Annotated in this window: 8 protein-coding genes and 2 pseudogenes; 3 read left to right on the top strand and 7 right to left on the bottom strand. The window is 68.2% G+C overall.

The features are described from left to right. Together BG28_RS02015 and BG28_RS14080 are read right to left on the bottom strand one after the other, a co-directional pair. A pseudogene (locus BG28_RS02015) lies at nt 1–566 on the bottom strand (hypothetical protein); the annotation flags it as partial. Beyond that, entirely contained in the window at nt 567–1,304 is a 738-nt protein-coding gene (locus BG28_RS14080) for a hypothetical protein (protein ID WP_133725408.1), read from the bottom strand. 205 nt (nt 1,305–1,509) lie between these two features. On the opposite strand from BG28_RS14080, the gene BG28_RS02005 reads away from it, so the two are divergent. Further along, nucleotides 1,510–1,767, top strand: coding sequence for a helix-turn-helix domain-containing protein (locus tag BG28_RS02005; RefSeq protein ID WP_051500831.1), 258 nt, complete (start codon nt 1,510–1,512; stop codon nt 1,765–1,767). Between the two features lie 19 nt (nt 1,768–1,786). Here BG28_RS02005 and BG28_RS02000 read toward each other — a convergent pair whose 3' ends face one another. Continuing rightward, nucleotides 1,787–2,353, bottom strand: a complete 567-nt coding sequence (locus BG28_RS02000) for a hypothetical protein (protein WP_036473698.1) — start codon at nt 2,351–2,353, stop codon at nt 1,787–1,789. Nucleotides 2,354–2,494: 141 nt separating this feature from the next. Between BG28_RS02000 and BG28_RS01995 the strand changes: the two genes are divergently transcribed. Continuing rightward, nucleotides 2,495–3,469, top strand: coding sequence for a LysM peptidoglycan-binding domain-containing protein (locus tag BG28_RS01995; RefSeq protein WP_133725409.1), 975 nt, complete (start codon nt 2,495–2,497; stop codon nt 3,467–3,469). 114 nt (nt 3,470–3,583) lie between these two features. After that, on the top strand, nt 3,584–4,312 hold the full coding sequence (locus BG28_RS14075) for an Rv3235 family protein (protein ID WP_051500830.1): 729 nt from the start codon (nt 3,584–3,586) through the stop codon (nt 4,310–4,312). Between the two features lie 36 nt (nt 4,313–4,348). Here the strand turns inward: BG28_RS14075 and secA are convergent. The 4 genes and pseudogenes from secA to BG28_RS01970 all read right to left on the bottom strand — a co-directional run. Further along, nucleotides 4,349–6,934, bottom strand: a pseudogene (gene secA, locus BG28_RS01985) (preprotein translocase subunit SecA); the annotation flags it as partial. A gap of 223 nt (nt 6,935–7,157) precedes the next feature. After that, nucleotides 7,158–7,847 (bottom strand): ribosome hibernation-promoting factor, HPF/YfiA family, encoded by a 690-nt coding sequence (gene hpf / locus BG28_RS01980; RefSeq protein WP_051500829.1) that lies wholly within the window; start codon nt 7,845–7,847, stop codon nt 7,158–7,160. A 97-nt stretch (nt 7,848–7,944) separates the two neighbouring features. Next, a complete protein-coding gene (locus BG28_RS15735; RefSeq protein WP_235180923.1) occupies nt 7,945–8,991 on the bottom strand; it encodes a ComF family protein in 1,047 nt (348 codons plus the stop codon). 202 nt (nt 8,992–9,193) lie between these two features. Next, nucleotides 9,194–10,624, bottom strand: coding sequence for an LpqB family beta-propeller domain-containing protein (locus tag BG28_RS01970; RefSeq protein ID WP_161634781.1), 1,431 nt, complete (start codon nt 10,622–10,624; stop codon nt 9,194–9,196). Nucleotides 10,625–10,829 lie beyond the last annotated feature (205 nt).

Below are 10,829 nucleotides of genomic sequence, written 5' to 3'. Positions count from 1 at the left end.
CGCGCCGCGCCGCCGGGCTCCGGCGGGACGTCCGGGGTGGCAGTGGCCTCCGGGGTGGCTGAGCTGTCCTCGGCTGTGAAGGCGGCCGGCGCAGGAGCCCCGGCTGGCTCCGAGGCGCCGTTGGTCAGCTGGTCCGCGCCACGGGTCCGCTCGGCTGCCGCAGCGGGGAACCCGTAGGTCGAGCCCCATGTGGCCTCGGGCAAGCCTGTGCCGGTCTCATGGATCGGCTCGCGGCCCTGCAGCGCCCGCGCCAGCGCCGAGGGACTGACCTCGTCGCTGAAGGTGCGCGCTCCGAGCCGCTGCAACCGGCTGCGCTCCTCCACGATGTGTGAGAGCACGACGACCTGCCTGCCACCGGCCTGGAGCTCGCCGAGCACCGTAGCCGTGAGCTGCTGGGTCTCGCCGATGATCAGCGCGGCGTCGGCCCGCCCGGCGCGGCACACCGCGATCAGCTCGGGAAGGTCGGCGCAGCGGCGTTCGATCGTGACGGGCCCCTGGAGACCCTCGACGGCTGCGATGTGGTCCACACTCAGCCGACCCATGGTCACCACCGCCCACCGGCCCATCTAGGCCCCGTCCTCCGGCGCGGGTTCCGAGACGGAGCCGGCATCGGCTCCCGCCGGGACCACGGACAGGGCCGAGGCCGAGCTGGTGGCGCCCAGCAGCGCCGGCAGCTCCGCCGGGTCCACCAGCAGCTCCACGGTGACGCGATCCTGCGCCCCGAAGCTGCTGCTGGACTCGGTGATCACCGAGACCTGGGCGCCGGCGGCGATCTGTTCCACCTGGACCTCTTCCTGGGCTCCCAGCGGCCCGGCGTCGGCGGACCAGACATCGACCAGGCGTCCCGGTTCCACACCTCGGGCGAGGGTGTGCTCCACCTCGATGGTCAGCGCCTGTCGCCCCAGCGGGTCCTCCTCGGCCAGCGCGCGGCGCGGGATCAGCTCGCCCTCCTCCACCAGGGCGATGAATGCCGTGTCCTCGGGCAGCGCCTCGGTGACCAGGAGGTAGGCCCCGGAGAGCTCGTCGATCTGCACCTGGACCACTCGCAGGTCCTCGGTGCTGAGCCGGTCCCCCACGGTGAGCAGCCGGTCGGCCGCGTAGACCTGGGTGGTCTGGTTCTGGGCGGTGAGCAGGGCGATCACCCCGGAGACCGAGAGCGCGACGATGAGCACGCCGGCCAACAGCCGGGGATCTCGCCAGCTCGGCCGGCGCAGCCGCTGCGCGGCGGGTCCGGATCTGGGGGCTTCGGGGGTCCTTGGACGCGGCCCGGAGTCTGCGCTCGGCGGCGAATACGACTCAGGCATGATCTCTCCCTGGCTGAGGGCCCGCCAGCGCGGGCGCACAGGCCTCAGCGTAGGTACAGCCTCCCAAGAAGACAACGGGTGGAGCAGAAGCTGTGCAGAAGGGTTTCTGCCTCTGCCGTGTGGGAGAACTCGGAATCCGCCCTTGGAACGTGGGAGAATCGTGTGAAACGACATCAAACGTCACGCTGAATCATGGAGGCTCACGATGCGACGGTTCTTGACCCTGCCCGACGTGGCGGAGGCGCTGAACATCTCCCTGTCGCAGACCCGGGCGCTGATCAAGACCGGGGATGTGGAGGGGATCCAGATCGGGGGTCGCGGACAGTGGCGCGTTGAGGAGTCGAAGCTCGATGAGTACATCGAGCGCCAGTACGCCGCGCAGCGGGCCTCACGAGCGACAGCAGCCCCGGCCGCTCAGCCCGCGTCACCGGCCCAGGATGAGGCAGGGTCAGCACGATCCTGAGTCGGCACGGAGCCTGCGGCTAGTCGAGGTCGACCCGCTCGCTGCGGAACCAGGCCACTGCGTGCAGCGGGATGACCCGGGATGACCGCTCTCCCCCACCCCGTCGCAGCCGCTCATCCTGCGATGCCGGGGTGATCTCGACGAAGTCCCGCCCAGCCATGGCGATGAGGCCTGAACCCAAGACTCCCTCTGCTCCGAAGGCGCTGACCGGTGCCCGGTCCCTCGCCAGCCTCCGCAGCGGAGCCGTGATGCCGAGTCGCCGTCGCGTGGCACTGGGTTCTCTGCGCGCCGCCGCGCGTTCCATGCCGTCCACGGCAAGGATCCCGCCCAGCGGCACCAGGACGCTGTGCGCAGCTGCCGTGCCAGCCAGCCAGTCGGCACCCACGGCCATGATTCGCACCTGTAGGCGCTGACCACCCACGACCTGCAGGACCAGTGGCCGGTCCTGGTGCGCACGCAGGCGTTCGGCGAACTCCAGCCTGGAAGATTCCAGTCGGGACGCGTCTGCCAGCGCGGCGTCGAACTCGGCGGTCTGTGCGGCCTCCAGCTGAGCCTCGAGGTCCGCGAACAGTGCATCCCAACGCATATCGGTCCCATCTCCGCGACCTGCTTCTCGGCCCGAGGCTACACGATCCGCCTCAGCTCTATCGCGGATCTGTCGATGCTGTGTACACTCTAAAAACACCAAACGTAAACAAACTTCACTACATTGGACCAGGTCGACATCATGGGTAGTCGCAGCGCATCTCCAGGCTCGCCGGTTTCAGAAGACACCGGTGCCCGCCACCGGCTCGGGGACCTGCTGCTGAGCCTGGTCTTCATCGCCAGCGGCCCCGCCCTATGGGGTTTCGGAGCAACGATCCTTGACCAGCAGCCTGACCTCGGGACACGCCTCGGCCAGGTGCCGAACCAGCACGGCATCGATGCCGCGGAGACGCTGCTGGGCCTGCTCGCCGCGGCCTCGGGGCTCTTGATCAGCGGCGGCGCGCTGATCGCGGTGCTGGCGATTCTCGCCCAACAGATCGCCCGCCGGTGCGGCGCCTGGCGGGTCGAGGGATTCCTCGCGCGGTTCAGCCCGGGATTCATGCGGCGCAGTGCGGCGCTGGCCCTGGGAGCCGGGCTCGCGCTGACCACGATGGCCGCGGGCTCCTGGCAGCATTCCCAGGCCAGCGAGCCGGTACAGAGTGCCACCACTCCCACCGAGATCCTCCCGCACCCGGGACCCCGGTCTGAGGACCCTGCAGCCCCTGCGCTCGAGCGGGCAGCGCACCAGGATCGAGGCGGTGATGCCGACGGCGACAAGGACCTGGATCCGAACGGAGATACCGACGGCGACGCGGATGAGGTGCCGCACGACGTGCCGGACTCCGTCTTGTTCGACACCACCGAACCCGAGGCCGACCCGGGCACTCCAGGAAGCGCCGACCAGACCGACCCAGGACGCTCCACCCCCGGGGGCCCGGCGCCGCACCCGGACCGGCTTGGCGGCCTTCCCACCCGCCCGGGTTCGGAGGCCGAACAGATCGTGGTCCGGCTCGGTGATTCGCTGTGGGACATTGCAGCAGAGCACCTGGGCCCCGACGCCACGGACTGGGAGATCGCGGCGAGCTGGCCCGAATGGTACGCCGAGAACCGAGACCGCATCGGCGCGGACCCCGGCCTCATCCTGCCTGGGATGATCCTCAACGTTCCCGCCACCTAGCCAGGCCGGCACCGGTGAAGAAACACCCCGAGATCCAGCATCCGAAGAACAGCAACCCCAGAATCAGCGACCCAGGCACCATCGCCCCGCACCAGCGAACCTTCGGGAGAGATCATGTCAGTGAACCCAGCAGGTCAGCAGCCGCCGTCACAGCCGCGTGGCCGGAACGACGGTCGGGACGGCGCGCAGCACCGGGCTCGGGGTGACGCGCGTGAGGATCCGCTGGATTCGCTGCGTGCCTTCCTCGACGCGGATCCTCAGCTGCGCGGGCGCACCACGGTCATCCCAGCGCCTGGCTCCTCGGGGCCAGGGCAGGGCTCCGCCGAGCGGGGAGGGTATCGACTGCAGCGCGAAGACGAGGTCCCAGCCCTGATGCGGCGGCTTCGCGGGGAGCGCGGAACGGCTGCGGAGCGCGGAGCTCCGGGCGAGCCGCCCACCACGCTGGCCAGCTACCGCGAGGAGCGACGGCAGATCTGCGCGATCTCTCGCATCGTGTGCCAGGTCACCACGGAGGTCCTGCAGGGCCTGCGCCCGGCCGCCCAGCTGCAGCGCTGGCTCGATCCGGAGGTGCAGCAGAAGGTGACCGAACGCGCCAGGCTCCTGACCGAGACCCGCCGTGCCTCGCCTGGAGCGGCGACCGGCACCGGGAATCGAGGCGCTGGAACCCATACCATTCCCCGCCCCCAGCCGTTGACCTTCGGGCACCTGCGCGCCGAACGCCTCGTCTGTGGCGTGTGGGAGGTCTCGGTCGTATTCGGAGACGGCAAGCGGATCCGGGCCTGCGCCCTGCGGATCGAAGCCCACCGACGGCGCTGGCGCGTGGTCGCGATGGAGCTTGGCTGAACCCCCGGCTCAGCCCTGGGTCGCGGTGGTGTCCTGCAGACCAGGAACGCGCAGCCGCTTGCCAGCGGCGAACATCCTGCCGTCCTTGACGCCTGGAAGATTCGGCATGGCGGTCTCGGGAGCCTTCGCGGTGACCTCTGCGCTGAAGAGCAGCCGCACCGAGTCCTCGCGGACGCTGTCGGCCATGGTCTGGAAGAGCAGGAACCCTTCGCGCTGGTACTCCACCAGCGGATCACGCTGAGCCATCGAGCGCAGCCCGATCCCGGACTTCAGGTAATCCATCTCGTAGAGGTGCTCCTGCCACTTCTCATCGATCACGGTGAGCAGGACCCGGCGCTCGAGCTGCCGGATGGCGGCCTCCCCGATCTCCTCCGCCTTGTTCTCGTAAGCGACCTTGGCGTCGGAGATGAGCTCACGCTTGAGCATCTTGACGTTGAGCTGATCGATGCCACCGGCCTCTTCGATCAGGTCCTCGATGCTCAACGACACCGGATACAGCGACTTCAGCTCTTCCCAGAGAGCCTCCAGGTCCCATTCCTCCGAGGAGGACGCGGTGGTCTTCTCCTCGATCATCAGGCCCACCGCGTCTTCGATGAAGTGCTGGACCTTCTCGTGGACGTCGTCGCCTTCGAGGATTCGGCGGCGGTCGGAGTAGATGGCCTGGCGCTGCCGGTTCATCACGTCGTCGTACTTGAGCACGTTCTTGCGGGTCTCGGTGTTCTGACCCTCGCGCTGCTGCTGGGCGTTGGCGATCGCGGAGGACACGAACTTGTGCTCCACCGGGATCTCATCGTCCATGGCCTTGGAGTTCATGATCCGTGCCGCGGCGGCCTGGTTGAAGAGCCGCATGAGGTCATCGGTCAAGGAGATGTAGAAGCGGGACTCGCCGGGGTCGCCCTGACGTCCGGAGCGTCCGCGCAGCTGGTTGTCGATGCGTCGGGACTGGTGCCGCTCGGTGCCCAGCACGTAGAGCCCGCCCAGTTCCCGGACCTTGTCGCCGTCGGCCTTGGTCTCGGCCTTGGCGCGGTCGAAGACCTCGTTCCACCTCGCCTCATAGGCTTCGGCGTCCTTCTCCGGATCCAGACCGAGGCGTTCCATCTCGCGGACGGCGTTGAACTCCGCGTTGCCGCCGAGCATGATGTCGGTGCCGCGTCCGGCCATGTTCGTGGCCACGGTGACAGACCCCTTGCGGCCGGCCTGGGCCACGATGGTGGCTTCGTGCTCGTGGTTCTTCGCGTTGAGGACCTCGTGGCGGATGCCTGCCTGGGCCAGCTTCTTGGAGAGGTACTCGGACTTCTCCACCGATTCGCTGCCGACCAGGATGGGCTGGCCCTTCTCGTGGCGTTCGACGATGTCTTTGATCACCGCCTCGAACTTCACCACCTCGTTCTTGTAGACGAGGTCGTTGTGGTCGCTGCGCTGACGGGCGCGGTTCGAGGGGATCGGGACGACGCCGAGCTTATAGGTCGACATGAACTCGCCGGCCTCGGTCTCGGCGGTGCCGGTCATGCCGGAGATCTTCTCGTAGCTGCGGAAGTAGTTCTGCAGGGTCACGGTGGCCCGGGTCTGGTTCTCCGGCTTGATCCGGACCTGCTCCTTGGCCTCGATGGCCTGGTGCAGGCCCTCGTTATAGCGCCGTCCCTTGAGGATGCGTCCGGTGTGCTCATCGACGATGTGCACCTCGCCCTGGGACACCACATAGTCGGTGTCCTGACGGTAGAGCTCCTTGGCCCGGATGGCGTTGTTGAGGTACTGGATCAGTGTGGTGTTCTGAGTCTCGTAGAGATTCTCGATCCCGAGGTAGTCCTCGACCTTGTCGATCCCGGACTCCAGCACGCCGACGGTGCGCTTCTTCTCGTCGACCTCATAGTCCTCGTCGATGTGAAGCTTCTTGACCAGGGTGGCGAAGTCGCTGTACCAGCGGGAGATGTCGGCGGAGGCGGCGCCGGAGATGATCAGCGGGGTGCGGGCCTCGTCGATGAGGATCGAGTCGATCTCATCGATGATCGCGTAGTGGTGCTCCCGCTGGACCAGGTCGTCCAGGGACTGCGCCATGTTGTCGCGCAGGAAGTCGAAGCCGAACTCGTTGTTCGTACCGTAGGTGATGTCGGCGGCGTAGGCCTCACGGCGAGCGGCCGGCTTCAGGTCGTTGGTGATGGTGCCGACGTTGAGTCCGAGGAAGCGGTAGACGCGTCCCATCAGGTCCGCCTGGTATTTGGCGAGGTAGTCGTTGACGGTGACCACGTGGACGCCTTTGCCGCTGAGTGCGTTGAGATACGCCGGGGCGGTGGCCACCAGGGTCTTGCCCTCGCCGGTGCCCATCTCGGCGATGTCACCGAGATGCAGGGCCGCTCCGCCCATCAGCTGTACGTCGTAGTGGCGCTGACCCAGCGTGCGGTCGGCCGCTTCACGGACCGTGGCGAAGGCCTCGGGCAGCAGAGAGTTCAGCGACTCGCCGTCGCGCAGGCGCTCCCGGAAGCGCTCGGTCTCAGCGCGCAGCTCGGCGTCGCTGAGTTCCTTGAACTCGTCCTCCAGGAGGTTCACCGCATCCGCGTAGGAGCGCAGAGTCCTGAGGATCTTTTTGTCCCCGGTCTTGAGGATTCGTTCAAGCAGAGTGGGCACAGCCAGTTCTCCATCGGTGTCTACTGGTTCGGCGGAGACTCACGATAGGCATGAATCACCATCAATCATTCTACGCGCTCCCTCCCGGAGCCCCCGAACACCTGCGCGCAACCGCTTCCCCACAGCGTTGAGGGGCGGATTCTCCGAGCTTCTAAGCCCGTTTGGGCATGAAGTGCCCGGAGAATCCGCCCCTCAACATGGGGGTTGGGGTGTGGGGTGGAGGTCAGGAGGCCTGGTAGGCCAGTTCCTCGACCACCGGCTCATGCTGATCGCTGCTGTTCTGATCCAGCGAGATCACGCCGTAGGTCCAGCCGCGGCGGCGGTAGACCGCTGATGGCTGACCCGTCGCGGCATCCACGAAGAGGTAGAAGTCGTGGCCGACCAGCTCCATCGCATCCACTGCCGCGTCGACGCTGACCGGCTTGGCCGGGAAGACCTTGCGTCGGATCTTGATGCTGGACTCCGCCTCATCCTCGGTGGGCGGCACATCGTCGGCCGCCTCAGCATCGAGGACCTGCTCATAGAGCGGACGGTCGGTGGCGACCGGCGGGATGCTGGCCATCGCGGCGGCCACATCGGCGGCTCCGTTGTGCGAGGCGTGGGCGCGGGACTTCTTCTTGTCCAGGGTGCGCCTGAGTCGCTCGGTGAGCTTGTTCAGGGCGATCTCGAAGGCGGCGAACTTGTCCCCGGCCTGCGCTTCGGAACGAATGACCTTGCCACGGCCGATGACGGTCAGCTCGACGGTCATGCTGGTATCGGCTCGGCGGTGGGAATTCTCGCTGGAGACCTTGATCTCCAGGCGATGCCCCTTGTCGGTGAGCTGCTCGATCTTCTCGAGCTTCCCTTCGACGTGCTCCTTGAAGGCGGAGGGGATCGCGATGTTTCGGCCAGTGAAGTTGACCTGCAGAGTCATTCTGTCCTCCTCGTATCCAATATCAGGCACAGCGGGGAGGGGAACGATCTCCCTTCGCCGCTGCGATGGGACTGTAAGAAGTTACCCATACCTCACACTAATCCCCCGAGCGACCCACGTCACCATTTACGCCTCGGGCGAAGCTCTCCCGAGCTGAAACTCCAATCCAGCCCCAGGTACCAGGGGCTGCCGCGAAGACCGCGGCGCCGCGGACCCGGGCTCCCGCGGCGGTGAGCACCCGGTACAGCTCCGCCAGGGTGGACCCGCTGGTGAGCACATCATCGACCAGCAGCACCTGGGCACCGGGAAGCAGGCTCCGACCCCGCGGCGTCAGCTCGATGCTTCCCACCGAGCGGCGACGCCGCGCTCGCGCTCCACGGGTCTTCTGCCGGCCGTGCCGAGGGTTCAGGGAACTCAGCGCTGCGGCACGAGAGGCACGCAGCAGCCCTGGAACCCGCGTGGGCCTCAGTCCGAGCCGGCGCAGCTCCGGCTCGGAGATCGCAAGAGCACGGTCGAGCAGCAGCTGCACCGGATCAAAGCCGCGGGTCAGCCGGGACCGCAGCGACGGCGGCGGACTCACCAACAGCCAGGACGGCAACCCGCCAGGCTCCCCGGCAGCCTCCCCGTCAGCTTCCCCGGCAGGCTCCCCGTCAGCTTCCCCGGCAGGCTCCCCGTCAGCTTCCCCGGCAGGCTCCCCGTCAGCTTCCCCGGCAGGCTCCGCGCCGGGTTCCGCCAGGGCGCGCGCCGCCGCCAGGCGCAGCGCGCGGGCCAGCCCGGGTCCCAGCGCGGCGCTCAGGCCGATGGCCCCGTGGTCTTTGAATCCCAGCACCGTTCGAGCCAGCAGTCCCTCGTAGCGCCCGGCGGCGCTGACCGGCAGCACCGTGAGGACCTGCCCCTCCATCAGCAGCGGCAGGGCCAGGGCCTGGTCCTCGGCCGGGAAGGGCGTGCGGGTCACCAGGTGCAGTTCCTCCGCGCAGGGTGCGCACAGCACCATATCCTGCTCGGCGCAGCCGATGCACCACACCGGGGAGACCAGCCCCGCCGCGCCGCGCAGCGCCGTGCGCAGAGCCACCCCGGTGGGACCGAACCAGATCCGGTCCACGGAGCGGACGAGCCGGGCCGGGCGCTGGGGCATCGAACTCATGCACCGATCTTCGCGGCACCGCGGCTCCGAGTCTTGAGCGCCGGTGCCGCTGGGGAGAACCGGGGTGCCGCCGCCCCGTCACCCGAAGCTGGGGCAGACCACGTGCGGCTGCGGCTCGGGCAGCACGCCGCGGCGGGCCCGAACATCAGCGGCTCAGCGTGCGAGCAGCCCAGCAGCCCAGCGGCTCAGCGGTCTCTGCGGCTCAGCCCGGGAACGCCAGGTCGCGGATCTCGATCTCCTCCAAGGCCACCCAGGCGTCACCGGAGAGGTTCTGGAAGGGCACGTCCACGGTCTCGGCGAAGACCTTCTGCTGGCCCTCCCCCACAGAGATGTTCAAGAGTCCCAGCAATTGGCTGTCAGCCCGGTTCGAGCCGGTCAGGGTGACCCGTTCCGGGGTCATGGGCTCCTCCTCGGAGCTGGCCCAGACGTAGAGCGCGTCGGGCCCCTGCCAGCGCACCTCTTCAAGCTCCACCGAGGTCTCCAGCCGCATGGGCTGACCCAGTCCGCGGGGTATCCCGCTGGAATCGCGGATGACACCGGCCACGTAGAGGTCCCGTTCGCCGTCGTCGTCGAGGATCAACGCAGCCCGAGCGCCGTCCTGCGCGATGCGCAGGGAGGTGATCGTGCGGCCTTCGAGCCAGTCGGCGCTGACCTCCGCGGTGGCAGGCTCCAGGGACTCGTCGTACGCCAAGGCATGGACCGTAGCCTCACCGCCCTGTGCGGAGGCGGTCCAGGTCCAGCCGTAGTTGTCCATGGAGGGGCGGGTCAGGTCAGGGGCCTCGAGCACCAGGTCCTCGGCGCGTTCCGGGCGCAGGTGGTAGAGCTGGTCTCCTGCGCCGTTGAGGAACGCGAAGACCTCCTCCGATGAGGATCCCGGGACTGCAGGCGCCTGTGGGTCGAGGTCCGCGATATCGGGCAGGCTTCCGATGGAGAGCGTGACCTGGTCGTTCTGCCATCGCAGGGTGTCGTTCTCGATGCCCACCTGGGTGGAGTCGACCTCGGGGGCGACTTCGATGCGCAGCCGTTCCGCCTCGGGAAGTTCCGTCTCCAGCGGGATGTCGAACTCCCGCTGGGCCACGGTCATCTCGACCTCATTGACCCGGGTCAGCGAGGTCAGCGCGAGCTCCAGCTGTTCCTGCATCAGGGCCCGTTCCGCAGGCGAGGCGTCCTCCACGCCCTCCGGGGCGAGGTCAACCGCTGCGGTGCTGTTGTCCACCGGCACCGAGGCGCGTTCGAGAGTGGCGTCCTCACCGAAGGCAGAGACCACGGCGGGCTCCAGGTAGGGCGCCGGACCGGCAAGCAGCGCGCCGACGATCTGCGAGGAGATGCCCGGGCGGTTGAGGAACCAGCGCTGATCCGGCACCGCGTAGCGCAGCTGCGGATCGAAATAGTAGAGCGTATGGGCCTGGTAGGCCTGCTGGAAGGAACCGTCGATGAGCATGGTGCCGTCGGGGGCGTCGGTGATCCGCCACTCCCCTTCGATCTCCTCCACGGTGAAGTCCAAGACCTCGGTGGAGTTCTCTGGCAGCCGGGTCAGAATCCCAGCCCCGTCCACCACGGAGTCCACCTGAAACTGGGCGCTCCAGGTGTTCTCTCCGGAGGCCAACACCGGGGGCTCCGAGGAATAGACCACGGTCCGGGCATCCGGTCGCCAGTCCCTGGCCGCCTCCGGCGACATGAACTCCCGGGCGACGGCGTAGTCGTCCTGGGCGCCGGCGCGGCGCGGATGAATCCGGAGACGATCTGTTCGGCGTTGGCTCCGGTCTGCGGCGGCTGGGCCTGAGGGGTGTAGGTGAGCTCCTCGCCCGACTCTGGGGCGGAGGTGCCCACCGGCCCGT

Source organism: Nesterenkonia sp. AN1 (assembly GCF_000582475.1).
Lineage (GTDB): Bacteria > Actinomycetota > Actinomycetes > Actinomycetales > Micrococcaceae > Nesterenkonia > Nesterenkonia aurantiaca.
Note: the sequence above shows the minus strand (reverse complement) of the source record. Positions and strands in the feature narration are given on the sequence as shown.

Coding starts and splice junctions, on each gene's coding strand:
- BG28_RS14080 (WP_133725408.1), bottom strand. CDS start 1,304: ATGCCTGAGTCGTATTCGCCGCCGAGCGCAGACTCCGGGCCGCGTCCA.
- BG28_RS02005 (WP_051500831.1), top strand. CDS start 1,510: ATGCGACGGTTCTTGACCCTGCCCGACGTGGCGGAGGCGCTGAACATC.
- BG28_RS02000 (WP_036473698.1), bottom strand. CDS start 2,353: ATGCGTTGGGATGCACTGTTCGCGGACCTCGAGGCTCAGCTGGAGGCC.
- BG28_RS01995 (WP_133725409.1), top strand. CDS start 2,495: ATGGGTAGTCGCAGCGCATCTCCAGGCTCGCCGGTTTCAGAAGACACC.
- BG28_RS14075 (WP_051500830.1), top strand. CDS start 3,584: ATGTCAGTGAACCCAGCAGGTCAGCAGCCGCCGTCACAGCCGCGTGGC.
- hpf (WP_051500829.1), bottom strand. CDS start 7,847: ATGACTCTGCAGGTCAACTTCACTGGCCGAAACATCGCGATCCCCTCC.
- BG28_RS15735 (WP_235180923.1), bottom strand. CDS start 8,991: ATGAGTTCGATGCCCCAGCGCCCGGCCCGGCTCGTCCGCTCCGTGGAC.